The organism is Cronobacter malonaticus LMG 23826, assembly GCF_001277215.2.
Taxonomy (GTDB): domain Bacteria; phylum Pseudomonadota; class Gammaproteobacteria; order Enterobacterales; family Enterobacteriaceae; genus Cronobacter; species Cronobacter malonaticus.
This window is the reverse complement of the sequence record NZ_CP013940.1, coordinates 167,216-193,522: the sequence shown is the minus strand read 5'-3', so window position 1 is coordinate 193,522 and position 26,307 is coordinate 167,216. Positions and strand designations below refer to the sequence as shown.

Sequence of the window (26,307 nt, the reverse complement as noted above, 5' to 3'; positions counted from 1 at the left end):
CGTCTCACTTTAACGCCTTCACACCATCAATACCTCTGGTGAAAATTTGCGCCATTGCGGCTCAAAAAACCGACGCCTGCGAAACCCCTGTTAATTCCTGCACTTATAAAATACCACTAAAATCAATGATATACCCATTAAGGGGTATACAAAGATGTAATTGATTTACATCAATAAGCGAGGGTGCTGAATCGTTAAGGTAGGCGGTAATAGAAAAGAAATCGAGGCAAAAATGAGCAAAGTCAGACTCGCGATTATCGGTAACGGCATGGTTGGTCACCGCTTTATCGAAGACCTTCTCGATAAAGCCGAACCAGGCCAGTTCGACATCACCGTCTTCTGTGAGGAGCCGCGCATCGCCTATGACCGCGTGCACCTCTCCTCTTATTTCTCCCATCACACCGCGGAAGAGCTGTCGCTGGTTCGCGAGGGGTTCTACGACAAGCACGGCGTGAAAGTGCTGGTGGGCGAGCGCGCCATCACCATTAACCGCCAGGAGAAAGTGATCCACTCCAGCGCCGGGCGCACCGTTTTCTACGACAAACTGATCATGGCGACAGGCTCTTACCCGTGGGTCCCGCCGATTAAAGGTTCTGACACCCAGGACTGCTTCGTTTACCGCACCATTGAAGATCTGAACGCGATTGAAGCCTGCGCGCGTCGCAGCAAACGCGGCGCGGTGGTTGGCGGCGGCCTGCTCGGGCTGGAAGCCGCGGGCGCGCTGAAAAACCTGGGCGTCGAAACGCACGTGATCGAATTCGCGCCGATGCTGATGGCCGAGCAGCTCGACCAGATGGGCGGCGAGCAGCTGCGCCGTAAAATCGAAAGCATGGGCGTGCGAGTTCACACCAGCAAAAACACCCAGGAGATTGTCCAGCAGGGCACTGAAGCGCGTAAAACGATGCGCTTTGCCGATGGCAGCGAGCTGGAAGTGGATTTCATCGTCTTCTCCACCGGTATCCGCCCGCGCGACAAACTGGCGAAACAGTGCGATCTCGACATCGCGCCGCGTGGCGGCATCGTGATTAACGACCAGTGCCAGACCTCCGACCCGGATATCTACGCCATTGGCGAGTGCGCCAGCTGGCACAGCCGCGTCTATGGCCTCGTCGCACCGGGCTACAAAATGGCGCAGGTGGCGGTTGACCACATTCTCGGCAACGCGGGCAATCAGTTTGAGGGCGCGGATCTCAGCGCCAAGCTGAAACTGCTGGGCGTTGACGTCGGCGGTATCGGCGACGCGCATGGCCGCACGCCGAAATCCCGCAGCTATGTGTTCCTCGACGAGAGCAAAGAGATCTACAAACGCCTTATCGTCAGCGAAGATAACAAAACGCTGCTCGGCGCGGTGCTGGTGGGCGACACCAGCGATTACGGCAACCTGCTGCAACTGGTGCTGAACGGCATCGAGCTGCCGGAAAACCCGGATTCCCTGATCCTCCCGGCGCACGCCGCCAGCGGTAAGCCTTCTATTGGGGTTGATAAACTGCCGGACAGCGCGCAGATTTGCTCCTGCTTCGACGTCACCAAAGGCGCGCTTATCGCCGCCATCAACAAAGGTTGTCATACCGTCGCGGCGCTGAAAGCTGAAACCAAAGCCGGTACCGGCTGCGGCGGCTGTATCCCGCTGGTGACTCAGGTGCTGAACGCTGAACTGGCGAAACAGGGCATCGAAGTGAACAACAACCTGTGTGAGCACTTCGCGTTCTCCCGCCAGGAGCTGTATCACCTCATTCGCGTCGAAGGCATTAAATCGTTCGAGGAACTGCTGGCGAAATATGGCAAAGGCTACGGCTGCGAAGTCTGTAAGCCGACCGTCGGCTCGCTGCTGGCGTCCTGCTGGAATGAGTACATTCTCAAGCCGCAGCACACGCCGCTGCAGGACACCAATGACAACTTCCTGGCGAACATTCAGAAAGATGGCACCTACTCCGTGATCCCGCGCTCCGCGGGTGGGGAAATTACGCCGGAAGGACTGATGGAAGTGGGCCGTATCGCCCGCGAGTTTAACCTCTATACCAAAATCACCGGCTCTCAGCGTATCGGCCTGTTCGGCGCGCAGAAAGACGATCTGCCGGAAATCTGGCGTCAGCTGATTGCCGCCGGCTTCGAAACCGGCCACGCCTACGCCAAAGCGCTGCGCATGGCGAAAACCTGCGTCGGCAGCACCTGGTGCCGTTACGGCGTTGGCGACAGCGTGGGCTTCGGCGTCGAGCTGGAAAACCGCTACAAAGGCATCCGTACGCCGCACAAAATGAAATTCGGCGTCTCCGGCTGTACACGTGAATGCGCCGAAGCGCAGGGCAAAGATGTCGGCATTATCGCTACCGAAAAAGGCTGGAACCTCTATGTCTGCGGTAACGGCGGCATGAAACCGCGTCATGCTGACCTGCTGGCGGCGGATCTCGATAAAGACACGCTGGTGCGCTATCTCGACCGCTTCATGATGTTCTACATCCGCACCGCAGACAAACTGACCCGTACCGCACCGTGGCTGGACAACATGGAAGGCGGCATCGACTACCTGAAAAGCGTCATCATCGACGACAAGCTGGGCCTGAACAGCCAGCTCGAAGCCGAAATGACGCGTCTGCGCGAGGCAGTGATTTGCGAGTGGACCGAAACGGTCAACGATCCGCAGGCGCAGGGCCGCTTTAAACATTTCGTGAACAGCGATCGCCGTGACCCTAACGTGCAGGTGGTACCGGAGCGCCAGCAGCACCGTCCGGCCACGCCGTATGAGCGCATCCCTGTCACCTTCGTGGAGGAAACCGTATGAGCCAGTGGAACACGATTTGTTCGCTCGATGAGATTATCCCGGCGACCGGCGTCTGCGCGCTGGTCGGCGAACACCAGGTGGCGATTTTCCGCCCGCGCGCTAACGACGAGGTGTACGCCATCAGTAATATCGACCCGTTCTTTGAGGCGAGCGTTCTTTCTCGCGGCATCATCGCCGAACATCAGGGCGAGTTATGGGTGGCAAGCCCGCTGAAAAAGCAGCGCTTCCGCCTGCGCGATGGGCTGTGTATGGAAGATGAAAGCCGTTCTGTCGCGCACTTTGAGGCGCGCGTGAAAGACGGTCAGGTACAGGTAAAGGCGTAAATATCCCAGGGTGGATAAGCGCAGCGCATCCACCTGCACGATATAAGAGCATCAGTTCGTAGGGTGGATAAGCGCAGCGCATCCACCACGGTGTTTTAAACAGCCGCAACTGCCCTGCGCACAGAAGGCAGCCAAAAGCGCTACTTATGAAAACGCTCCCGGCGTTCACATTTCGGGAGCGTCGGTACCGGATTGGACGAGAGGCCTTTCATATTCTGGGGTACCGCGCATAACCTGTTATGGGTAATCCCTGCCAGAACGCCTTCTGGTGCCGTGTTCACGGGGTTGGGTAACTGATATGCTCCCCTGAAAGCGAAGCGCCCGCACCGCCCCACAACCCGCTCATTAAGCCCGAGAAGAAGGATACGCCGTGGATCACCTGCCGATATTTTGTCAGTTACGTCATCGCGCCTGCCTGCTGGTCGGCGGCGGCGATGTCGCAGAACGTAAGGCGCGTCTGCTGCTGGAGGCAGGCGCTGCGCTTACGGTTAACGCGCTCGCATTCGCGCCGCAGTTTGAAGCCTGGGCTGAACAGGGCATGCTGCGCCTGGTACAGGGCGAATTTAACGCAAGCCTGCTCGACGACTGCTGGCTGGCTATCGCCGCCACGGACGATGACGCGGTGAATAATCAGGTCAGCGAGGCCGCCGAGGCGCGGCGTATCTTCTGCAACGTGGTGGATGCGCCGAAACAGGCGAGCTTCATCATGCCATCGATTATTGACCGCTCGCCGCTGATGGTGGCCGTCTCTTCCGGCGGCACGTCGCCCGTGCTGGCGCGTCTGCTGCGCGAAAAGCTCGAAGCGCTGCTGCCTCAACACCTCGGGAAAGTCGCCGGTTACGCCGGGCAACTCCGCCGCCGCGTGAAGCAAACCTTCGCCTCCATGAGCGAGCGCCGCCGCTTCTGGGAGAAGTTTTTCGTTAACGACCGCCTCGCGCAGTCGCTCGCCAATGACGATGAACAGGCCGTTAACCGTATTACCGAAACGCTGCTGAGTGAACCGCTTGACGATCGCGGCGAAGTCGTACTGGTGGGCGCGGGCCCTGGCGATCCGGGATTGCTGACACTCAAGGGGCTTCAGCAGATCCAACAGGCGGATATCGTGGTCTACGACCGTCTGGTCTCCGATGAGATTATGAATCTGGTGCGCCGCGACGCCGATCGCGTGTTTGTCGGCAAACGCGCGGGCTATCACTGCGTGCCGCAGGAGGAGATCAACCAGATCCTGCTGCGCGAAGCCCAGCGCGGCAAACGCGTCGTGCGCCTGAAAGGCGGCGATCCGTTTATCTTCGGGCGCGGCGGCGAGGAGCTGGAAACGCTCTGCGACGCGGGCATTCCTTTCTCCGTGGTACCGGGCATTACCGCGGCGTCGGGCTGTTCAGCCTACGCCGGGCTGCCGCTGACTCACCGCGACTACGCCCAGAGCGTGCGGCTTATCACCGGACATCTGAAAAACGGCGGTGAGTTTGACTGGCATAATCTCGCCGCCGAAAAACAGACGTTGGTGTTCTACATGGGCTTAAACCAGGCCGCCGCCATCCAGGAAAAACTGATTGAACACGGCATGGATCCGCAGATGCCGGTGGCGCTGGTGGAAAACGGCACCAGCGTCAAACAGCGCGTGGTGGCCGGTGTGCTGAGCGAACTTGGCGCGCTGGCGCAGCGTGTGGAAAGCCCAAGCCTGATTATCGTCGGCCGCGTCGTGGCGTTGCGCGATAAGCTCAACTGGTTCTCGTCTAAATAACCCTTCTCAGGCCAGCCCCGCTGGCCTGAAACTTTCTTTTCTTATCTTTCAAAGACATAGCATTAAAATATATTACATATCGCTAACAAGCGGTGATTTTGTGATCTGCCTCGCCAACACAATTCATTATGTGTTGTTATATTCGTCATGCGTCATCTCATCATGAAAACAGCCTGACGGCATTCCGCGACCCCACCTGACGGGCCGTGCGGCCTCCTGCTGCCTTCATCCGGGCGACGCACTCTGAATCCTACAACCCTGTTCAATACTAAAAAGGTAACGATATGGAAGGCCAGGAACTACAACGCAAGCTCGGCTTCTGGGCCGTGCTGGCCATTTCCGTCGGAACGACCGTCGGTTCCGGTATTTTCGTTTCGGTTGGTGAAGTGGCGAAAGCGGCAGGCACGCCGTGGCTCACGGTGCTCGCTTTTGTGATTGGCGGTTTGATTGTCATCCCGCAGATGTGCGTTTACGCGGAGCTCTCTACCGCTTACCCCGAGAACGGCGCTGATTACGTGTATCTCAAAAACGCCGGCAGCCGCCCGCTGGCGTTTCTCTCCGGCTGGGCCAGCTTCTGGGCCAACGACGCGCCGTCGCTCTCCATCATGGCGCTCGCCATCGTCAGTAACTTCGGGTTTCTGGTGCCGCTCGATCCGCTTACCGGCAAGCTCGTCGCGACGGCGCTTATCCTCGCGTTTATGCTGCTGCACCTGCGCTCGGTGGAGGGCGGCGCGACGTTCCAGACGCTAATTACCATCGCCAAAATCATTCCTTTTGCGATTGTCATTGGCATCGGCGTTTTCTGGCTGAAGGGCGATAACTTCACGGCGCCTGCCAGCAGCGCCACCACCAGCGCGGCGGCGGGCATCATGGCACTGCTGGCGGGGATCTCGGCCACCAGCTGGTCCTATACCGGCATGGCGTCCATCTGCTACATGACCGGCGAAATCAAAAACCCCGGCAAAACCATGCCGCGGGCGCTGATTGGCTCCTGCCTGCTGGTACTGGTGCTCTACTCGCTGCTGGCGCTGGTTATCTCCGGGCTGATGCCGTTCGACAAGCTCGCCGCCTCCGAAACGCCGATTTCCGACGCGCTGACTTACATTCCGGCGCTCGGCAGCGTGGCGGGCGTATTTGTCGCCATTACCGCCATGATCGTTATTTTAGGTTCGCTCTCCAGCTGCGTGATGTACCAGCCGCGCCTGGAATACGCGATGGCGAAAGACAACCTGTTCTTCAAATGCTTCGGCCACGTGCACCCGAAATACAACACGCCGGATGTCTCCATCATTTTGCAGTGCGCGCTGGGCATTTTCTTCATCTTCGTGTCAGACCTCACCAGCCTGCTCGGCTATTTCACCCTGGTGATGTGCTTTAAAAACACGCTCACCTTCGGCTCCATCATCTGGTGTCGCAAGCGTGAGGATTACCAACCGCTGTGGCGCACCCCGGCCTTCGGCCTCATGACCTTCGCCGCCATCGCCTCAAGCCTGATTCTGGTCGCTTCCACGTTCGTGTGGGCGCCGGTTCCCGGCCTTATCTGCGCCCTGATTGTTATCGCCACCGGCCTGCCCGCTTACGCCTTCTGGGAAAAGCGCAACCGCCGTCTGGCTCATGTTTCTTAACCCTGTCTGGAGAGTTGTTTCATGTTGAATATCGATAAAAGCACCGTGGATTTCCTGGTTACCGAAAATATGGTTCAGGAGGTAGAAAAAATTCTGGAAAAGGATGTGCCGCGCGTGCACGCCATTGCGGACAAAATGATCAACCGCGGCATTGACCGCATCTATTTCGTCGCCTGCGGCTCGCCGCTAAACGCGGCGCAGACGGCGAAGCACCTGGCGGATCGTTACTCAAGCCTTCAGGTTTACGCGCTTTCCGGCTGGGAATTCTGCGACAACACGCCGCACCGCCTCGATGCGAAGTGCGCGGTGATTGGCGTCTCCGACTATGGCAAAACCGAAGAAGTCATTAAGGCGCTGGAGCTGGGTGCGGCCTGCGGCGCGCTGACCGCCGCGTTCACCAAACGCCCGGACAGCCCGATCGTGCAGGCCGCCGAACACGTGGTGGAGTATGAAGCCGACTGCATCTGGGAAATTCACCTGCTGCTCTGCTACAGCGTGGTGCTGGAGATGATCACCCGCCAGGCGCCGCACGCGGAGATCGGCAAAATCAAAAATGACTTGCGCAAGCTGCCGCAGGCGCTGGGCCATCTGGTGCGCACCTGGGAAGACAAAGGTCGCCAGCTCGGCGAGCAGGCGTCGCAGTGGCCGATGATCTACACCGTTTCCGCGGGCCCGCTGCGTCCGCTTGGCTACAAAGAAGGGATTGTGACGCTGATGGAGTTCACCTGGACGCACGGTTCGGTGATTGAGAGCGGCGAATTCCGCCACGGGCCGCTGGAGATCGTCGAGCCGGGCGTGCCGTTCCTGTTCCTGCTTGGCAACGACGAAAGCCGCCACACGACCGAGCGCGCTATCCGCTTTGTGCGCGAGCGTACCGATAGCGTCATCGTTATCGACTACGCGGAGATTTCCCAGGGGCTGCACCCGTGGCTCGCGCCATTCCTGATGTTCGTGCCGATGGAGTGGCTCTGCTACTACCTCTCCATCTACAAAGACCACAACCCGGACGACCGTCGCTACTACGGCGGCATTGTCGAATATTAATCCCCCGCCCGGCTCCTGCGGGGGCCGGCATTGATGCAAGGAGAAGGGTTATGAAAACGGGTATGTTTACCTGCGGGCATCAGCGGTTGCCGCTGGAGCACGCCTTTCGCGACGCGCACGAACTGGGTTATGACGGACTGGAGCTGTGGGGCGGCAGGCCGCACGCGTTTGCGCCGGATCTCAACGCAGGCGGCATTCGTCAGGTAAAAGAGCTTTCCCGCGTTTATCAGATGCCGATCATCGGCTACACGCCGGAAACCAACGGTTATCCCTATAACATGATGCTGGGCGACGAGCGGATGCGCCGTGAAAGCCTCGACATGATCAAGCTCGCCATGGAAATGGCCAAAGAGATGGACGCAGGCTTTACGCTGATCTCTGCGGCCCACGCGGGCTACCTCACCGGACCTGACGCCATCTGGCAGCGCCTCGCCGATAACCTGCGCGAGCTGTGCGAATTCGCCGAAGAGATCGGCATCGATCTGCTGCTGGAGCCGCTCACGCCGTATGAATCCAACGTCGTTTGCAACGCGAACGACGTGCTGCGGGCGCTTTCGCTGGTGCCGTCACCGCGGCTTTACAGCATGGTCGATATCTGCGCGCCGTTTGTGCAGGGCGAGCCGGTGATGAGCTACTTCGACAAACTGGGCGATAAACTGCGTCATCTGCATATCGTGGACAGCGACGGCGCGAGCGACAGCCATTACATCCCTGGCGAAGGCAAAATGCCGCTGCGCGAACTGATGCGCGATATCCTCGATCGCGGCTACGACGGCTATTGCACTATTGAGCTGGTCACCATGTACATGAACGAGCCGCGGCTTTACGCCCGCCAGGCGCTGGCGCGCTTTCGCGATCTGCTGTCGCAGGAGGCGCTATGAAAACACTGGCGACGGTCGGCGATAACTGCGTGGATATCTATCCGCAGCTTGGCAAAGCGTTTTCCGGCGGCAACGCGGTTAATGTGGCGGTTTACAGCACCCGCTACGGAATGCGGCCCGCCTGCGTCAGCTGGGTCGGCGATGACGACTATGGCGACATGCTGAAGCAGGATCTGGCGCGCCACGGCGTCGATATTACGCATATGCATACCAGACCGGGCGTCACGGCGCAGACCCAGGTGGAGCTTCGCAACAATGACCGCATTCTTGGCGACTATACCGAAGGCGTGATGGCGGGCTTTACGGTAAGCGAGGAGGATCTGCGCTGGCTCACGGGGTTCGATATGATTCACTCCGCCATCTGGGGCCACGCCGACACCGCTTTTCCGGCGCTTCACGCTGCCGGGAAGACGCTGTCGTTTGATTTTGCCGACAAATGGGAAAGCCCGCTGTGGCGCACGCTGCCGGAGCATCTGGATTATGCGTTTGCCTCCGCGCATGAAGAGACGCCCTGGCTGCGCGACCGTCTGCAAACGGTGGTGGAGTGCGGCGCAGGCGTCGCTATCGCCACGCTTGGCGAGAACGGCAGTCTGGCGTGGGATGGCGCGCGGTTCTGGCGCATGCCGCCGGAGCAGGTTGAAGTGGTGGATACGATGGGGGCCGGAGATTCTTACATCGCCGGTTTCCTGTGTGCTGTCGCCGCCGGACTGCCGCTCATTGATGCGATGAAACAGGGAACGCAGTGCGCGGCGCGAACGCTTGGCTATCATGGCGCCTGGTAAGGTCTGCGTTGGCGTGACGCAACTCACGCCAACGCCCTGTCACTCCTCAATAAACGCTCTTATAATCATCCCCACGTTTTCTACAACTTCAGGGTCGATACATGCCAGCTACGGAGCGCTACTCTCATCAACTCCTTTATGCCACCGTCCGCCAGCGTCTGCTTGATGATATCGGGCAAGGCGTTTACCAGGCCGGGCAGCAGATCCCTACTGAAAGCGAGTTGTGTACGCTCTACAACGTCAGCCGCATCACTATTCGCAAGGCGATTAGCGATCTGGTGAAAGATGGCGTCCTGATCCGCTGGCAGGGCAAAGGCACGTTCGTGCAGAGCAAGAAAGTGGAAAACGCGTTGCTGACCGTGAGCGGCTTTACCGATTTCGGCGTATCGCAGGGCAAGCCCACCAAAGAAGAAGTGATTGAACAGACGCGCGTCAGCGCCGATCCGTTCTGCGAACGGCTGAATATTCCGGGCGGCGGCGAGATGTTCCTGCTGCGCCGGGTGATGTATCTCGATGGCGAACCGCTGTTTATCGATGCCTCGTGGATCCCGCTCTCCCGTTACCCGCAGTTTGACGAGATCTACAGCGCAGGCGCATCGACCTATCAGCTGTTTCAGGAACGCTTCGATACGCAGGTGGTGAGCGATAAAAAGACCATCGATATTTTTACCGCCACCAAAGCCGAGGCGCAGTGGCTGAAATGCGAGCTGGGAGAGCCGCTGTTTCGCATCAGCAAAATCGCCTACGACCAGCATCAAAAACCCGTGCACTATTCCGAGTTGTTCTGCCGTGCCAATCGCGTCACGTTGACCATCGACAACCAGCGGCGCTGAACACCCGCGCCCGCGCGGTTTTTCTTGTCCTGCAAGTCCTGTTACTGACGTTGACTTCCCCTGCCTGAAACCGCATAAAGTCGTCCCGTTATGAATAGTCATAAAAGACATTCATATCAGCTATTTAGGAAACTTTATCAATAGGGATGCATAATGAAACATGTCATTAAACTCGCGATGCTGGCCGCCGTACTCTCCTCACTGACCGCCTGCACCGGCCATGTCGAAAATAAAAACAAAACCTGCAGCTACGACTATCTGCTTCACCCGGCGATTTCTATTTCGAAAATGATCGGCGGCTGCGGCCCGGCAGCGGACCAGTAATACGGCTGCGCTGAGCAATAAAAAAACCACCTCCTGAGAGGTGGTTTCACTGTGACACGCAAAACCGGGCTGCCCCGGTTTTTTATTACGGCTGCGCCACAAACCCGATGGATTCATACACTTTCTTCAGCGTTTCGCCAGCGTGCGCGCGGGCTTTCTCGGCCCCTTCTTTCATCACGCTTTGCAGGAAGGCTTCGTCGTTGCGGTAGCGGTGATAGCGTTCCTGAAGCTCGGTGAGCATGCCGGAGACGGCCTCTGCCACTTCGCCTTTCAGATGGCCATACATTTTGCCTTCGAAATGCTGCTCCAGTTCCGGGATGCTCTGGCCGGTCACGGCAGACAGAATATCCAGCAGGTTAGAGACGCCCGCTTTATTCGCCACGTCATAGCGCACCACCGGCGGCTCGTCAGAATCGGTCACCGCGCGTTTGATTTTCTTCACAACGGATTTCGGATCTTCCAGCAGGCCGATGACGTTATTGCGGTTGTCATCCGACTTGGACATCTTTTTGGTCGGCTCCAGCAGTGACATTACGCGAGCGCCCGATTTCGGGATGAACGGCTCCGGCACGCGGAAAATATCGCCGTAGATGGCGTTGAAGCGCTGCGCGATATCGCGGCTCAGCTCCAGGTGCTGTTTCTGATCTTCGCCCACCGGCACCAGATTGGTCTGGTACAGCAGAATATCCGCCGCCATCAGCACCGGGTAATCAAACAGACCGGCGTTGATGTTTTCCGCGTAGCGCGCGGATTTGTCTTTGAACTGCGTCATGCGGCTCAGTTCGCCGAAATAGGTGTAGCAGTTCAGCGCCCAGCCCAGCTGCGCGTGCTCCGGCACGTGAGACTGCACGAAGATGGTGCTCTTTTTCGGGTCGATGCCGCAGGCGAGATAGAGCGCCAGCGTATCCAGCGTGGCTTTGCGCAGCGCGGCCGGGTCCTGACGCACAGTGATGGCATGCTGATCCACGATGCAGTAGATGCAGTGGTAATCATCCTGCATGTTAACCCACTGACGCAGCGCACCCATGTAGTTACCGATGGTCAGTTCTCCGGATGGCTGTGCGCCACTAAAAACGATGGGCTTACTCATTTTTCAATTCCTGATTGTCACTGTGGGGGAGCCCGAACGCGGGCAGTAAGTCGCGGAAATGGTCAAAGACGAAATCCGGGTGGCTTAACGTTATCGCTTCGCCGTAGTTATAGCCATAGCTCAGACCGACGCTTGCGCAGCCAGCGGCCTGCGCCGCCTGAATATCATTGCGTGAATCGCCGACAAAGAGCAACTCCTGCGCCGTGACATGCAATGCGTCCATGACTTTGTACAGCGGTTCCGGGTGCGGTTTTTTATTCTGCACATCATCGCCGCCGATAATAATGCTGAAATGGTCTGCGATACCGAGCGATTCCAGCATCGGGGCCACAAACGGCGTCGGCTTATTGGTGACCAGCCCGAGCGCAAGGCCATGGCGGCGCAGCGCGTCAAGCGTCCCGGCCACATCCGGGAACAGCGCGCTACCCGCCTCGACGGCCTCGCCATAATAGCGGTCAAACAGACGGCGCATCATGCGGCGCTGTTCTTCTTCCGGAATAGCGTCAGTTTCCGCCGGCTTGCCCGCGGCGGCGCGAAGCGCGGCTTTCTCCTGACGCGCCCAGTTCAGCGCGCGCTCAACCAGCACATCGGCGCCGTTGCCAATCCAGGTGATAACGCGCGCATCGCCCGCGGTCGGCAGCTCCAGCGCATAGAGCGCGTTATCCACGGCCCAGGTCAGACCCGGCGCGCTGTCTACCAGCGTACCGTCGAGATCGAAGGCGACAGCGCGGATTTTTTGCAGCTTATCCATGAGAAACCTTCGCCAGCTCGCTACGCATATCGTTGATGACTTTCTGATAATCCGGCTCGTTGAAAATGGCCGAGCCTGCGACAAACATATCGGCACCCGCCGCGGCGATAGCGCCGATGTTGCTGACCTTCACGCCGCCGTCCACTTCAAGGCGGATGTCGCGCCCGGAGGCGTCGATGCGCTGACGCACTTCTTTGAGCTTCTCCAGTGTCTGCGGGATAAACGACTGACCGCCGAAGCCCGGGTTGACCGACATCAGCAGAATCACGTCCAGTTTATCCATCACGTAATCGAGATAGCTCAGCGGCGTCGCCGGGTTAAAAACCAGGCCCGCTTTGCAGCCGTGTTCTTTGATAAGCTGCAGCGAACGGTCGATATGCTCGGAGGCTTCCGGGTGAAATGTAATGATGCTGGCGCCCGCGTCGGCGAAATCGGGGATCAGGCGATCCACCGGTTTTACCATCAGATGGACGTCGATGGGCGCGGTAATGCCGTAATCGCGCAGCGCCTTTAGCACCATCGGCCCGATGGTGAGGTTCGGCACATAGTGGTTATCCATAACATCGAAATGGACGACGTCGGCACCGGCGGCCAGCACCCGTGCGGTGTCTTCACCCAGCCGGGCAAAGTCGGCCGACAGAATCGAGGGGGCAATCAAATACTGTTTCATCCGCTTCTCCATTAAGTCTTGTGTGTATGGCGGACGGAACCGGCTCAGGCTTCGTAAAGCGCCAGCAGTTCGTCCACCTTTCTGCGCGTGCCGCCACTGCTGCTGATGCTGCGTCGTACCCGCACCTTATGCAGCTTCGCCTGCTGATACCACTGGCGGGTCAGCTCAGTATCGTGGTTAGAAATGAGCACCGGAATGCGCTGGCTTTGCAGCCCTTCCGCAAGCTGCGCCAGATGCCGCTGCTGTTCCAGATTAAAGCTGTTCGTATGATAAGCCGTAAAGTTTGCGGTAGCGGAAAGCGGCGCGTAAGGCGGATCGCAATAGACCACGGCGCTGCTTTCCTGCTGCGCCCGCGCCATGCTGGCGTCATAGGATTCGCAGATAAACAGGGCGTTCTGGGCGCGCTCCGCAAAATGGTACAGCTCCGTCTCCGGGAAATAGGGCTTTTTGTAACGGCCAAACGGCACGTTGAACTCGCCGCGCAGATTATAGCGGCACAGCCCGTTGTAACCGTGGCGGTTGAGATATAAAAAGAGCAGCGCGCGGCGGAACTCGTCCCGGCTCTGGTTGAACTCGTCACGCAGCTGATAGTACACCTCGGCCTGATTATGCTCGGCGGTAAACAGCAGGCGCGCTTCGCTGACGTAATCGTCAGTTTTATCTTTGACCGTGGTGTAGAGGCTTATCAGATCGTTGTTGATGTCTGACAACACATAGCGCGAATAGTCGGTGTTAAGAAAAACCGACCCGGCGCCGACGAACGGCTCAATAAGACACTCCCCTTCCGGGAGGTGACGTTTGATATCGTCGAGCAGGGGGTATTTTCCCCCTGCCCATTTAAGAAAAGCGCGATATTTTTTCATGCTGCCTGATTAATTCATACCTTCCCACGCTGTGGAGAAGGCTCCGACAGCATACTGCGCTTTACTCATTACTTCAGATCGGCCTGGACCTGGTGAATCGGCTTAGCCCACGGGTTTTTCGCCTGCACGTCGGCTGGCAGCGAAGAAACCGCGCGTTTCGCTTCATCTTTCGAGCCATACACGCCGCTTACCAGCACATACCACGGCTGACCGTTACGGGTCGTCTGGTACACCACGTAGTTTTTCAGATTCTCTTTCTTCGCCCACGCGTTCAGGTTGTTGTAGTTCGACGAACTGCTCAACTGAAGCGTGTAGTGGCTGCCCGGCGCGGATTTCAGCGCACCAACATTACCGGCGCTCGCGCCACCCGCAGGGGCGGAAGCCTGGCTCGCGGCAGGCGCGCTCTTCGGCGCTTGCGTGGCGGTGGCCGCTGGCGCTTTCACCGGCGCAGAGGCGGTGCCGGTCGCCGGTTCGCTATGTTTCGGCGTACTGGCTGGCTTCTGCTCCGCGGTGACGGTTTTCGCCGGCGCCTGCTGCGGTTTGCTCTGGGTGGTCTGCGTTTTACGCGGCTCAGACTCAATCACCATCTGCTTACGCTCAGGACGCGTGGTGGTAGCGGCGTTATGACGCACAGGTTTCTCACTTTGCGCGGTGTCGCGCGACGGCTGAGAGGCTGCGGCGTTGCCGTTCACCGGTGCGACGGTGGCCGGCTCGGTAGGGAGCGTAGAACCTGCTACAGCGTTATCAATCTGACCTTGCTGCTGCGTCAGCGCATTATTCAAATCGCCCGGGACTTCGACACGCTGCTGGCCCTGGGGCGCAGACGGCGACTCCGCCTGAGTCGGCGTTGAGGACACCGGCGGCAGAGAGATATCCTGCGGCGCGTTGCTGTTATTCTGGTTCGCGGCAGAGGTGTTGCCCGGCTGCGGCTGCGCGCCGTTGGCCTGGTCTGACGGGCTGCCTGCGTTACCGGAGAGATCGATATTCTTCTCGGCGTTTTGCGCCTGCGCGTCGTCGGTTTTCGTGGTGTCCGGGCCTTTTAGCGCCGAACCGATGCCGATAATCAGCAGCACCAGCACAAAAATACCGAGCGCCATCATCAGATGCTGGCGAGAAATGGGCCCTTTCGGGGGCGCTTTTTTACGCTTGCGCGGGCGACGCTCCTGGACTTCTTCATCATCGGCCAGCGATTCATCCGCTTCGTAACTCTCTTGCGTCTGCTCGCGACGCGCGCGCGCCGGACGACGATCGTCTGCATCCAGATCAACGTCATCAATGTTGATTTGCGGTTCGTTATCGAACTCAGCAGATTTACGAGAACGACCAGGACGACGATCGCTGGGATCGGGTTTCAGCTCGTCTTCTGGTTTGAATTCATCCATTTAACACCCCACTCGAAGGCTCATTGCGGCCTGCGCCACGCTATTGCCCGATAGTAAAAACGCCATTGACTGGCGAACAGTACTTTTCATTCACGCCTGCTGACAATCAGCAATCGCGCTTAAAACCAGATCGTGCGGCACTCCGCCGCGCACTTCACTCTTCCCGATAGCCAGCGGCAGCACTAAGCGCAACTCGCCAGCCAGAACTTTTTTATCGCGCATCATGTGCGGCAGATACGCCTGCGGCGGCATGGATTCAGGGCCGGTGACCGGCAGACCCGCGCGCTTGAGCAGCGCGATAATGCGCTCGACATCCTGCGTCTCAAACTGGCCGAGACGCTCGGCGGCACGCGCCGCCATCACCATCCCCGCGGCGACCGCTTCGCCATGCAGCCAGTTGCCGTAACCCATTTCCGCTTCGATCGCGTGACCAAAAGTATGGCCCAGGTTTAACAACGCGCGCATGCCGCTTTCGCGCTCGTCCGCCGCGACGACATCGGCTTTGATCTCGCAACAGCGGCGAATGCAGTACGCCATCGCCGCGCCGTCGAGTGCCAACAGCGCGTCAATATTCTCCTCCAGCCACAGGAAGAAATCGCGGTCGAGGATGATGCCGTATTTGATGACTTCCGCGAGCCCGGAGGCCAGCTCACGCGCAGGCAGGGTTTGCAGACAGTCGAGATCGACCACCACGGAAGCGGGCTGCCAGAAGGCGCCTATCATGTTCTTGCCAAGCGGATGGTTTACGGCAGTTTTGCCGCCAACGGAGGAATCGACCTGCGAAAGCAACGTGGTCGGCACCTGGATGAAGCGCACACCGCGCTGATAGCACGCCGCGGCAAAACCGGTGAGATCGCCGATAACGCCGCCGCCCAGCGCGATAAGCGTGGTATCGCGGCCATGCGGTTTTTCCAGCAGCGCGCTGAACACGGTTTCCAGCACCGCCAGGCTTTTATACTGCTCGCCGTCGGGCAAAATGACCTGGTCAACCTTCACGCCAGCCTGCTCCAGCGCGGAACGGACTTTATCCAGCCACAGCGGTGCCAGCGTTTCATTGGTGACCAGCATGGTCTGATCACCTGCACGCAAAGGCCAAAAGGAAGCCGGATCGTTGAACAATCCGGCTGCGATGGTGATAGGGTAACTACGTTCCCCGAGAGTAACCGTTAACCTCTCCATGACGTTCAGTAACCTTCTGTGCTTTACCCGCAGGTGAGTAAGGATTCGCCGGAATTAGTTGTTTTCCAGCATATGGATAATCTGGTTAGCCACGACTTTTGCGCTCTGATCGTCAGTACGGATGGTGACGTCGGCAATCTCTTCGTACAGCGGATTACGTTCGTTAGCGAGCGCCTCGAGCACTTCACGCGGCGGCGTATCAACCTGCAACAGCGGGCGTTTTTTATCGCGCTGAGTACGGGCGAGCTGCTTTTCGATAGTGGTTTCCAGATAGACCACCACGCCACGCGCGGAGAGACGATTGCGGGTTTCGCGGGATTTGACAGAGCCACCGCCGGTCGCCAGTATAATACCCTGTTTTTCCGTCAGTTCATTGATGACTTTTTCTTCGCGATCGCGGAAACCTTCTTCGCCTTCTACATCGAAGACCCAGCCGACATCAGCTCCGGTACGTTTTTCGATCTCCTGATCGGAGTCGTAAAATTCCATGTTGAGCTGTTGTGCTAACTGACGCCCAATAGTGCTTTTGCCAGCACCCATAGGCCCAACCAGAAAGATATTGCGTTTCTCTGCCATTTTTTCGGTACTACTAAGACAATTCGTTGATGATAAACCCGCGTGCAATAACCCTGAGCTGCGGGAAATGAACTGAAACCTCTTAAGCGATAGTGCGAGAGTCAGATCAAAAATTATCTCAACACTCAAGGTAGTTTGGCAACCGAATAAATCACCGCGTCTGACGCACAGGAGTGAAAAAACAACAACGGATGCACCGCCTTTGACCGACTCTCAAATCGGTACTCCTTGTATGCTAATTCCACCCCTGCGTCAAACATCCGGCGACGATAATGGCGAAAAACGCCTGTGTACTCATGCGCCATTAACAATGCGCGGCGTAATAAACACCACCAGTTCACGTTTTTCGTTATCTTTACCGTCGTGGCGAAACAGGCTCCCGAGGAGCGGAATATTTCCCAAAACAGGCACCTGTTCATTCCCCGCTTTATTTTTTTGCTGGAAAATTCCGCCAAGTGCCAGCGTTTCGCCGTCTTTCACTTCAACCTGCGTTTCGATTTCTTGTTTATCAATGGCTAACACTTCGCCATCGGCCTGCTGCAGCGCCTGGCCCGGCATATTCTGACTGATGCGCAGCTTAAGCTTAATACGTCCGCCCTGCCCAATAGTAGGGGTCACTTCCATGCCGAGCACCGCTTCTTTGAACTCCACTGACGTCGCCCCGCTTTCGCCGCTCGACACCTGATACGGAATTTCACTGCCCTGCTTAATGCTGGCTGGCTGTTGATGTGCCGCTAACAGCCGGGGGCTCGCGATAATCTCTACCTTCTGTTTTTGCTCCAGCGCCGAAAGCTCAAACTCCAGCATGCGCCCGTCGATCCGCCCGATATTAAAACCAAGCCGCGTGGTGGCGTTCGCCACCGCCAGATCCGCGGAAATGGTGGTCGGGTGATAGAGCGTCGTGGGGCCGTCGGCATCCGCGGTACTCCACTTGACGCCAAGCTCACGCAGGCTCTGCTGGTTAATGGTGACAATATGCGCGGCCAGTTCCACCTGACCTACCGGGATATCCATTTTCGAGACCCACTCCTGCACCTGACGCAAAGCGCTTGCGGTATCGCGTATCAGCAGCCGGTTAGTGCGCTTGTCCACCGTGACGCTACCGCGCGGCGTCATCAGCTTATCGCCGAGCGCCGCCATTGCTGTGGCAAGCTCTGTCGCCTCGGCATAGCGGAGCGTGAGGGTTTCACTCGCCAGAGGCAGGTTACGTTCCTGCTGCTGGCGAGCCGCGTCGCGCTGCGCCTGATTTTGCTGCTCCCAGCTTTCAGGGAAGACGCGCAAAATGTTGCGTTCTTTACTCCAGCGCAACCGCGCGCTCTCCGTCACCATCTGAAACGCCTGCTGCCAGGGCACGTCCTGCAAATGCAAAGAGACGACACCCTCCACACCCGGCGCGACCACCAGATTTAACTGCTCGCTTTCAGCCAGCGCCTGCAAGAGCTGGACGACCGGCGTTTCATCCGCCACCAGCGAGACGCCCGGGCTCGCGGGCGCGGCGCAGGCGGTTGTCGCCGCGAGTAATAATAAAGGAAGGGATTTCCTTATCATGATGCGCATCCTTAAGTGTCCATACCAGAACCGAAGGGCGACACCCGTCGCCACTTGTTAACGTCACCTTACTGGCCTCGACGCCAGTAAGCTTCCAGCCTGTCGGGAGTGTCGCGCCGGGGCTGACGCGCAGCCACGTTTTCTCCGGCGTCTGCAAAAGCACCCGCACTGCCTCGCCCCTTTTCACCATGCCGCCATAGCGCCAGAGATCGGCCTGATGCAGCTGACAGCGCGCCTGCGGCGGTGCAAAAGGGTCACGCCCGGCCCAGACCGGGCAGCTCGCCAGCATCAGTAAGATCCATAGCGCGCTACTTCTCATGGGCGCGCTCCAGCTGTAGCGTCATGCGTAGGCGCTGTTCGCTCTCACGACGCAGCGTAAACCCGTGCGCCAGCATGTCGGTTTGCGCGAGCGATTCGAAAACCGCTTGCACATGCGGCCACGTCAGCGCCAGTTCCAGCTCACCCGTCTCGCCTTGCGGTTGCCAGCGGATAAGGTGCCCGTCCGGGCCGGGGTTGAGCGTCAGCGGTGAAAACGGCTTAAGAACAAGCTGCGCCTCAAGCGCTGTGATGGCGTCTCGCCGATCAGGTTGCGCGGCCTGCCGTCGCTGTAGCGCTTGCAGTTCAACCGCCTGCTGTCGAAATTGCATTTTCATCTGATTAACATCGCGTAAAAGTGGTGCCAGCCATGCGTAAGCCGCCGCTGCCAGCAGTGCCAGCCAGCCACAAGCGCACGCGGCGCGCAGCGCCAGCGGGCCGGAAAGCCAGCGATCAATGAGAAGCCGCATCGACCTGCTCCTTTTGCAATGAAAGCGTGAAGTGCCAGTAGCCCTCCGCCTCCCGGCGCGTTTCACCCGGCGTTATCCGCGTAAAAGGCGCAAGCGCTCGCAAGTTTTCCTCAAAGAGGCTGAGCGCCTGCGGCTCATACGCGTTGCCGGTAAGCTCCAGACGATCGTCATGAAAACGCAGCGTGGTGAGCCATAATGATGCTGGCAGGGCGTCGGCGAGCCTCAGCAGACGCTGCTGCCATGCCGCGACCTCCTGACGGTCGCTTTCGCGACGCTGCCAGCGCACGCGTAATGCCTCATACTCCGCCGCAGCGAGCTGCGCCTCTCGCAGCCGTGATTTCTGCGCCGTCAGCGTGGTAAGCAGGGCATCAAGCTGTTGCTGCAGCGCCCGCTGCTGATGTTTGATGACGTAGTGACCGGCCACAACGGCGAGCACAACCGCCAGCACCGCGAGAAGAAAAAAGCCGCCCCAGCGCATCAGCCGCGTGCGCCGCCTGATATGCCGCCACGGCAGAAGATTAATGTGCCGTTTCATCACGCCGCTCCCAGCGCCAGCCCAAGCGCGACGGCGAAACGGCCGGTCTCCTCGGGCTTTGGCAGGCAGGGCCAGGTGATCACCTGCCAGGGATCGAACGGCTGCCAGCCGCCCGCTTCCAGGGACGCGCCGCACAGCGCGATCTCCTGCGCCTGTACGCCAAGTTGCGCGCCAAGAGACATTAGCCCTTCCACGCCAGGCGTCGTACAGACGCCCCAGCGTTCACGGGTCGCCCACAGCCACTGCGCGCCCGCCTGCGCCACAATGGCCTGACAGGCATCATCGGTATATGGCAAGAGGCAGGCCAGCGCGCTTGCATCCGGCGTCAGCGCGGCGGGCGTAAAGCGCAGCGCGCGGGCGCACGCCATCAGTTCGGCCACCTCCGCAGCGCGCGCGGCGGTTACGGCATAGCCGTCCTGGCGTTCGGCATAATCAAACGCCAGCGCGTCGGGCGGCAGAGAGAGCTGCCGGGCGGCCACGGCCCCAAGCCAGGCTTCGCATTCCGGTTCGCACAGCGTGGTCGCAGGCCGGGGAAGTTCCCGCTGTAGCGTGCGCTGCGCCGGGAACCCGAGCCGGATGGAAGAATAGCGCGGCAGCTGCGCGCGCCACGGCGTCAGCGCCTCAATTAACGCCTGGCGGCGCTGTTCGCCATCTTGATGAGGGGCCAGCGGAAGCATCCACCAGCGCTGCTGTCGCCAGCCGCCTTGCTTTCGCACCAGCGCCACGGCAACGATGCTATCTGATTGAATATGCAAGCCTATCTGCCATTTCCCGACGATCATTTTTGACGTTCTCCCTGTCGCGCAAAATGAAAATGCCATATCAATGCTTCAGGCTTGCCTTTATACTACCGCGCGGTTGTTTATAAACTGCCCAACAGAAACTAAATGGGAAATCCTCGGTGAAGTTCGTAAAGTATTTATTCTTCCTTGCAGTCTTTTGCATTCTGCTGGGAGCCGGCTCGATATACGGCCTGTATAAATTTATTGAGCCGCAGTTACCTGACGTCGCCACGCTGAAAGATGTGCGGCTGCAAATTCCTATGCAGATCTATAGCGCTGACGGCGAGCTGATCGCGCAGTACGGCGAAAAGCGCCGTATCCCGCTGACGCTCAATCAGATCCCGCCGGAAATGGTCAAAGCGTTTATCGCCACGGAAGACAGTCGCTTTTACGATCACCACGGCGTCGATCCGATCGGGATTTTCCGTGCTGCGAGTGTGGCGCTCTTCTCCGGTCACGCCTCACAGGGCGCGAGTACCATTACGCAGCAGCTGGCGCGTAACTTCTTCTTAAGCCCGGAACGCACCCTGATGCGTAAAATCAAGGAAGCCTTTCTCGCGGTGCGTATTGAGCAACTGCTGACGAAAGATGAGATCCTTGAGCTTTACCTGAACAAGATTTACCTCGGCTATCGCGCCTACGGCGTGGGTGCCGCCGCGCAGGTCTATTTCGGCAAAACGGTGGATCAGCTCTCCTTAAGCGAAATCGCCGTTATCGCTGGCCTGCCGAAAGCGCCATCGACGTTCAACCCGCTCTACTCCCTTGAGCGCGCCACCGCGCGCCGCAACGTCGTACTCTCTCGTATGCTGAGCGAGGGCTATATCAGCCAGTCGCAGTATGACGATGCCCGCAGCGAAACGATTGACGCTAATTATCACGCGCCGGAAATCGCGTTTTCCGCACCCTACCTGACGGAAATGGTGCGTCAGGAGATGATCAGCCGTTACGGCGAAAATGCCTACGAGGACGGTTATAAGGTTTACACCACGATTACCCGCCGCATTCAGCAGGCCGCGCAAAAAGCAGTTCGCGACAATGTGCTGGATTACGACATGCGCCACGGTTATCGCGGCCCGTCTAACGTGCTATGGCGCGTGGGCGAGATGGCGTGGGATAGCAAGAAAATCACCGACTCGCTGAAAAATCTGCCGACTTACGGGCCGCTGCTGCCTGCGGTGGTCACCTCGGCGAATCCTGACGAAGCGACGGCGCTGCTTGCCGACAACTCCTCGGTGTCGCTGAAGATGGACGGCGTGCGCTGGGCGCGTCCTTACCGCTCTGATACCGCGCAGGGCCCGACGCCGCGCCGCGTCACCGACGTGTTGCAGGCGGGCCAGCAGATTTGGGTGCGTAAGGTCGATGACAGCTGGTGGCTCGCGCAGGTGCCGGATGTCAACTCAGCGCTGGTCTCCATTAACCCGAAAGATGGTTCGATACTGGCGCTGGTGGGCGGCTTTGATTTCAACCAGAGCAAATTCAACCGCGCGACCCAGGCGCTGCGCCAGGTCGGCTCGAACATTAAGCCGTTCCTGTATACGGCGGCGATGGACAAGGGCCTGACGCTCGCGAGCATTCTGAACGACGTGCCGATCTCCCGCTGGGATGCGGGTGCAGGCTCTGACTGGCGTCCGAAGAACTCTCCGCCGGAATATGCCGGGCCAATTCGTCTGCGCCAGGGCCTGGGCCAGTCGAAAAACGTGGTGATGGTTCGCGCCATGCGCGCGATGGGCGTCGATTACGCGGCGGAATATCTCCAGCGTTTCGGCTTCCCGGCGCAGAATATCGTGCATACCGAATCGCTGGCGCTCGGCTCCGCGTCCTTCACGCCGCTGCAGGTTGCGCGCGGCTATGCGGTGATGGCGAACGGCGGCTTTTTGGTAGATCCGTGGTTTATCAGCAAAATTACCAACGTTCAGGGCGAACCGCTGTTTGAGGCGAAGCCGAAAATCGCCTGCCCGGATTGCGATATCCCGGTGATTTACGGGGAAACGCCGAAATCAAACGTGCTGGAAAACAAAGACGTGGAAAACGTCGCCACCTCTGCCGAACAGCAGAACGCGCCGGTGCCGATGCCGCAGCTTGAGCAGGCGAACCGCGATCTGGTGGCGCAAAGCCCGGCGCCGCAGTATGCGCCGCACGTCATCAGCACGCCGCTGTCGTTTTTGATTAAAAGCGCGCTGAACAGCAATATCTTCGGCGAACCGGGCTGGCAGGGAACAGGCTGGCGCGCCGGACGCGATCTCAAACGTCGCGATATCGGCGGTAAAACCGGTACGACCAACAGCTCAAAAGACGCCTGGTTCTCCGGTTATGGTCCGGGCGTGGTGACGTCTGTGTGGATTGGCTTTGACGATCACCGCCGCGATCTCGGCCGCACCACGGCCTCGGGTGCGATTAAAGACCAGATCTCTGGCTATGAGGGTGGCGCGAAAAGCGCGCAGCCTGCGTGGGATGCGTATATGAAGGCCGCGCTGGAAGGCGTGCCGGAAGAGCCGTTAACGCCGCCGCCGGGCATCGTGACGGTTAATATCGACCGCAGCACTGGCCAGCTGGCGAATGGCGGCAACAGCCGTGAAGAGTACTTTATCGAAGGCACGCAGCCGACCCAGCAGGCGGTGCATGAAGTCGGCACGACGATTATCGATAACGGGGAAACCCACGAGCTGTTCTGATAAAACAACAAACGCCCCGTCATGGGGCGTTTTTTTACGTATCACGCTGATGAAAACGCCCTTTGCCGGGCGTTTTTTGTGAGGCGATTACAGCCTGCCGTGCATCTTCAGCCATTCGCGCACCAGGAACAGCGCGCTGACGTTGCGGGCTTCGCTGAAATCAGGATCTTCCAGCAGATCCATCATATGCGCGAGCGGCCAGCGCTCCTGAATCAGCGGCTCCGGCTCGTCGCCCTGCAACGTTTCCGGGTAGAGATCTTCCGCTACCAGAATATTCATTCTGCTGGAGAAATAGGACGGCGCCATGGTGAGTTTTTTCAGGAACGTCAGTTGATTCGCGCCAAAGCCGACTTCCTCTTTTAATTCGCGGTTGGCCGCTTCGTAAATATTTTCACCCGGATCGATAAGCCCTTTGGAAAAGCCCAGCTCGTAGGATTCGGTGCCGACAGCATATTCACGGATTAAGATCAGATGATCGTCAATAATGGGCACGATCATCACCGCCTCGCGCTCCGAAGGACGCATACGCTCATAGACGCGCTGCTCGCCATTGCTGAAGGCGAGGCTCACCTGCTCAACGCTGAAAAGACGCGAACGGGCGACCGTTTCAATATTTAAAATAGTGGGTTTTTGCAGAGGTTTATTCATATTAACCGGCCACCGGGTAACCATATCTTTGCTCATTGTGCGACACACCGCACGGTTCGGGCAATGTGAATCGTTTTTTATTTACATTTATGCAACTTCACGCGCACGTAAAACCTAAATACCCATTTATGTCAAGAGGTTGAATTTAAAATAAGAATTTGCTGATATTTCCACGCTTCCCGCTTTGCTAACATTGATTTACCGCTGGTATGCCTCAAATAATTTCACTCAAATTGAACTCATACCTGTCGATTTTTGTTCATTGTTCTGCCTTAATGTTGCACAGGCAATACTTGTTTACATTTGCATCGAGTACCGTGATTTGATGGGGAAAGCATGAGCACCTTGTTGATTTTAGTCGCTGCTATGCTGGCCTGCATCGTCATTGCAGGCTGGTGGATAAAGCGCAAAATTCGCCCCCGTCATCCTCGTTTACCCGCCCAGGTCTTTGCTGGCGCCACCACCCGTAAACTCAGCAGTGAAGAGCGTAGCGCCATCGAAAGCTATCTGGAAACGCTCTCGCGTTTTCAGGATTCACCGACGCCGACCGGCGCGATTAAGCCGCCAGTCCGGTTAACGCTGACGCCGCAAAGCGGCACCGTCTACTGCATACGCCGGGCGATCACCCGCTACGGCCTCTCATCGGACGATCCGAACAAATGGCGCTACTACCTGGATTCGGTAGAAGTACATCTGCCGCCCTTCTGTGAGCAATACATCACTGACGACAATAGCGTCGAGCTTATCCGCACCGCGACATTGCCACTGGTTATCTCGCTGAATGGTCATTCCATTCAGGAACATGTGCATGAAGCCCGCGGCTACGTGCTGGAAGGCCCGGCGTCCGGCCTGGCGTCTATTCGTGGCGAAGAGAGCGAACAGATTGAACTGCTGAATATTCGTCAGGAGACGCAGGAAGAGCACGCGCTCGGACGCCCGGACGGGCTGCGCGAGGCGCTGCTGATTTGCGCCGCGTTTGTGCTCTTTTTCCTCTGCCTCGTCACACCGCCAATGATGCTGCCCTGGCTGGCTGGCGGCGCGATTCTGCTGCTGGGCGCGGGCCTGTGGGGGCTGTATGCGCCGCCGGCGAAAACGGCGCTGCGCGAAATTCACTGTCTGCGCGGCACGCCCAAACGCTGGGGCCTGTTTGGCGAAACCAATCAGGAACAGCTCAATAATATTTCGCTCGGCATTATCGACCTTATCTATCCGCCGCACTGGCAGCCGTTTATCGCGCATGATTTAGGCCAGAAAACGGATATCGATATCTACATGGACAGGCATGTCGTGCGCCAGGGCCGTTTTCTGTCGCTGCATGACGAAGTAAAACATTTTCCGCTCCAGCACTGGCTGCGCAGCGCGGTGATCGGCGCGGGCGCGCTGCTGGTGCTGCTGCTCCTGACCATCTGGGTGCCGCTCGATATGCCGTTTAAGCTGACGCTTTCCTGGCTCAAAGGCGCGCAAACGGTCGAAGCGACAAGCGTCGCGCAGCTTGAAGAAGCTGGCCTGCGCGTTGGCGACACGCTACGGATTAACGGCACAGGCATGTGTAATATCCATCTGCCGGGGCGCTATACCACCCGCCAGAACTACCCGTTTATGCCGTTCGACTGCTCGCAAATTCTCTGGAATAACGCAAGCCCGCTGCCGCTGCCGGAATCCGACACGGTGACTAAAGCGACGGCGCTGGCAGATGCGGTTAACCGCCAGCTGCATCCGCAGGAAGGCGACACCAAAATCAACCCGCAACTGGCGTCGGCGATTCAGAAATCGGGCATGGTGCTGCTGGATGATTTCGCGGAGATCGTGCTGAAAACCGAAGCGCTGTGTACCGGCGAAGAAGAGTGCGTCAGGCTCAAAAACGCGCTGGTGAACCTTGGCAACACGAAAGACTGGCCGTCGCTCGTGAAACGCGCCAGCGAAGGCAAGCTCGACGGCATTAACGTCCTGCTGCGCCCGGTCAGCGCCGAGTCGCTCGATAATCTGGTGGTTGCCTCCACCGCGCCGTTCTTTGTGCGTGAAACCAGCCGCGCCGCGCAGTCGCTGAACAGCCCGCCGCCGGGCGGCTTTATGATTATCAGCGACGAAGGCAAAGATATGGTAAATCAGCCGCTGCCGCCGACATCGCTGTATGATTTGCCGCCGCAGGAGCAGTGGAAAGAGTTTCAGCGGCTGGCGGGTATGCTGATGCAGACGCCGTTCCACGCGGAAGGCGTCGTCACCAGCCTGCGCACCGACGCCAACGGCACGCAGCATGTGACGCTCAGCAGCATCCCGGACAGCGCCGGGTTGTGGCGCTATTTCGGCACCACACTCCTGATGCTGGTGATGCTTATCTGCGCGCTCTATAACGGCGTCGTCGCGCTGCGCCGCTGGCAGCGCAGCCGCACCCGTATCGAAGAAATCCAGCGCTACTACGAAAACTGCTTCAACCCGCAACTGGTCCCTTCTGCGGACATTCGCCCCCTGTTCTGATAATCCGGCGGCGACA

General features: G+C 58.6%; 24 protein-coding genes. 11 read left to right on the top strand and 13 right to left on the bottom strand.

Features of this window, described 5'->3' with window-relative positions:
• Positions 1–232 precede the first annotated feature (232 nt).
• The 9 genes from nirB to AFK66_RS20885 all read left to right on the top strand — a co-directional run bounded on the left by nirB (position 233) and on the right by AFK66_RS20885 (position 10,335).
• Positions 233–2,779 carry a nitrite reductase large subunit NirB gene (nirB, locus tag AFK66_RS00830; protein ID WP_023897863.1) on the top strand — a complete coding sequence of 849 codons (2,547 nt, stop codon included), beginning with the start codon at positions 233–235 and terminating at the stop codon, positions 2,777–2,779.
• Positions 2,776–3,102: a nitrite reductase small subunit NirD gene (nirD, locus tag AFK66_RS00825; RefSeq protein ID WP_007775045.1), complete on the top strand. Its 327-nt coding sequence runs from the start codon at positions 2,776–2,778 to the stop codon at positions 3,100–3,102. Before nirB ends, nirD begins: the two co-directional genes overlap by 4 nt.
• 370 nt (positions 3,103–3,472) lie before the next feature.
• Positions 3,473–4,846 (top strand): siroheme synthase CysG, encoded by a 1,374-nt coding sequence (gene cysG, locus AFK66_RS00820; protein WP_007775042.1) that lies wholly within the window; start codon positions 3,473–3,475, stop codon positions 4,844–4,846.
• A gap of 284 nt (positions 4,847–5,130) precedes the next feature.
• Positions 5,131–6,471: a fructoselysine/psicoselysine transporter FrlA gene (gene frlA, locus AFK66_RS00815; RefSeq protein ID WP_007775036.1), complete on the top strand. Its 1,341-nt coding sequence runs from the start codon at positions 5,131–5,133 to the stop codon at positions 6,469–6,471.
• A 21-nt stretch (positions 6,472–6,492) separates the two neighbouring features.
• On the top strand, positions 6,493–7,515 hold the full coding sequence (gene frlB / locus AFK66_RS00810; protein ID WP_007775034.1) for a fructoselysine 6-phosphate deglycase: 1,023 nt from the start codon (positions 6,493–6,495) through the stop codon (positions 7,513–7,515).
• Between the two features lie 50 nt (positions 7,516–7,565).
• Entirely contained in the window at positions 7,566–8,396 is an 831-nt protein-coding gene (gene frlC, locus AFK66_RS00805) for a fructoselysine 3-epimerase (protein WP_007775031.1), read from the top strand.
• Entirely contained in the window at positions 8,393–9,178 is a 786-nt protein-coding gene (gene frlD / locus AFK66_RS00800; RefSeq protein WP_007775028.1) for a fructoselysine 6-kinase, read from the top strand. Before frlC ends, frlD begins: the two co-directional genes overlap by 4 nt.
• A 101-nt stretch (positions 9,179–9,279) precedes the next feature.
• Positions 9,280–10,011 (top strand): GntR family transcriptional regulator, encoded by a 732-nt coding sequence (locus AFK66_RS00795; protein ID WP_004386581.1) that lies wholly within the window; start codon positions 9,280–9,282, stop codon positions 10,009–10,011.
• A 153-nt stretch (positions 10,012–10,164) separates the two neighbouring features.
• Positions 10,165–10,335: a YhfL family protein gene (locus AFK66_RS20885; protein WP_007775025.1), complete on the top strand. Its 171-nt coding sequence runs from the start codon at positions 10,165–10,167 to the stop codon at positions 10,333–10,335.
• An 85-nt stretch (positions 10,336–10,420) separates the two neighbouring features.
• Here AFK66_RS20885 and trpS read toward each other — a convergent pair whose 3' ends face one another.
• The 12 genes from trpS to AFK66_RS00735 all read right to left on the bottom strand — a co-directional run bounded on the left by trpS (position 10,421) and on the right by AFK66_RS00735 (position 20,496).
• The gene (trpS, locus tag AFK66_RS00790; protein WP_007775023.1) at positions 10,421–11,425 is read right to left on the bottom strand and encodes a tryptophan--tRNA ligase; all 1,005 of its coding nucleotides are present in this window, start codon (positions 11,423–11,425) and stop codon (positions 10,421–10,423) included.
• On the bottom strand, positions 11,418–12,176 hold the full coding sequence (gene gph / locus AFK66_RS00785; protein WP_007775021.1) for a phosphoglycolate phosphatase: 759 nt from the start codon (positions 12,174–12,176) through the stop codon (positions 11,418–11,420). The genes trpS and gph overlap by 8 nt, the downstream gene beginning before the upstream one ends.
• A complete protein-coding gene (gene rpe / locus AFK66_RS00780; protein WP_007753071.1) occupies positions 12,169–12,846 on the bottom strand; it encodes a ribulose-phosphate 3-epimerase in 678 nt (225 codons plus the stop codon). The genes gph and rpe overlap by 8 nt, the downstream gene beginning before the upstream one ends.
• A 44-nt stretch (positions 12,847–12,890) precedes the next feature.
• The gene (gene dam / locus AFK66_RS00775) at positions 12,891–13,709 is read right to left on the bottom strand and encodes an adenine-specific DNA-methyltransferase (RefSeq protein ID WP_007775019.1); all 819 of its coding nucleotides are present in this window, start codon (positions 13,707–13,709) and stop codon (positions 12,891–12,893) included.
• A gap of 68 nt (positions 13,710–13,777) precedes the next feature.
• Positions 13,778–15,091, bottom strand: a complete 1,314-nt coding sequence (gene damX, locus AFK66_RS00770) for a cell division protein DamX (RefSeq protein WP_023897858.1) — start codon at positions 15,089–15,091, stop codon at positions 13,778–13,780.
• A 90-nt stretch (positions 15,092–15,181) separates the two neighbouring features.
• The gene (gene aroB / locus AFK66_RS00765; RefSeq protein ID WP_004386574.1) at positions 15,182–16,270 is read right to left on the bottom strand and encodes a 3-dehydroquinate synthase; all 1,089 of its coding nucleotides are present in this window, start codon (positions 16,268–16,270) and stop codon (positions 15,182–15,184) included.
• A gap of 54 nt (positions 16,271–16,324) precedes the next feature.
• Positions 16,325–16,846: a shikimate kinase AroK gene (gene aroK / locus AFK66_RS00760; RefSeq protein ID WP_032968189.1), complete on the bottom strand. Its 522-nt coding sequence runs from the start codon at positions 16,844–16,846 to the stop codon at positions 16,325–16,327.
• A 294-nt stretch (positions 16,847–17,140) separates the two neighbouring features.
• A complete protein-coding gene (gene hofQ / locus AFK66_RS00755; protein ID WP_071602981.1) occupies positions 17,141–18,391 on the bottom strand; it encodes a DNA uptake porin HofQ in 1,251 nt (416 codons plus the stop codon).
• Positions 18,303–18,683: a HofP DNA utilization family protein gene (locus AFK66_RS00750; RefSeq protein ID WP_007774973.1), complete on the bottom strand. Its 381-nt coding sequence runs from the start codon at positions 18,681–18,683 to the stop codon at positions 18,303–18,305. The genes hofQ and AFK66_RS00750 overlap by 89 nt, the downstream gene beginning before the upstream one ends.
• Before the next feature lie 19 nt (positions 18,684–18,702).
• Positions 18,703–19,179, bottom strand: coding sequence for a HofO family protein (locus AFK66_RS00745; RefSeq protein WP_007774971.1), 477 nt, complete (start codon positions 19,177–19,179; stop codon positions 18,703–18,705).
• Positions 19,163–19,717, bottom strand: a complete 555-nt coding sequence (locus tag AFK66_RS00740; RefSeq protein WP_007774968.1) for a PilN domain-containing protein — start codon at positions 19,715–19,717, stop codon at positions 19,163–19,165. Before AFK66_RS00740 ends, AFK66_RS00745 begins: the two co-directional genes overlap by 17 nt.
• Positions 19,714–20,496: a type IV pilus biogenesis protein PilM gene (locus AFK66_RS00735; protein ID WP_023897854.1), complete on the bottom strand. Its 783-nt coding sequence runs from the start codon at positions 20,494–20,496 to the stop codon at positions 19,714–19,716. The genes AFK66_RS00740 and AFK66_RS00735 overlap by 4 nt, the downstream gene beginning before the upstream one ends.
• 119 nt (positions 20,497–20,615) lie before the next feature.
• Between AFK66_RS00735 and mrcA the strand changes: the two genes are divergently transcribed.
• The gene (mrcA, locus tag AFK66_RS00730; RefSeq protein ID WP_007797065.1) at positions 20,616–23,168 is read left to right on the top strand and encodes a peptidoglycan glycosyltransferase/peptidoglycan DD-transpeptidase MrcA; all 2,553 of its coding nucleotides are present in this window, start codon (positions 20,616–20,618) and stop codon (positions 23,166–23,168) included.
• Between the two features lie 87 nt (positions 23,169–23,255).
• Here mrcA and nudE read toward each other — a convergent pair whose 3' ends face one another.
• On the bottom strand, positions 23,256–23,816 hold the full coding sequence (nudE, locus tag AFK66_RS00725) for an ADP compounds hydrolase NudE (protein WP_032969048.1): 561 nt from the start codon (positions 23,814–23,816) through the stop codon (positions 23,256–23,258).
• Positions 23,817–24,152: 336 nt separating this feature from the next.
• Here nudE and AFK66_RS00720 point away from each other — a divergent pair, with 336 nt between their 5' ends.
• Positions 24,153–26,291: an intracellular growth attenuator family protein gene (locus AFK66_RS00720; RefSeq protein WP_007778770.1), complete on the top strand. Its 2,139-nt coding sequence runs from the start codon at positions 24,153–24,155 to the stop codon at positions 26,289–26,291.
• Positions 26,292–26,307: the final 16 nt, after the last annotated feature.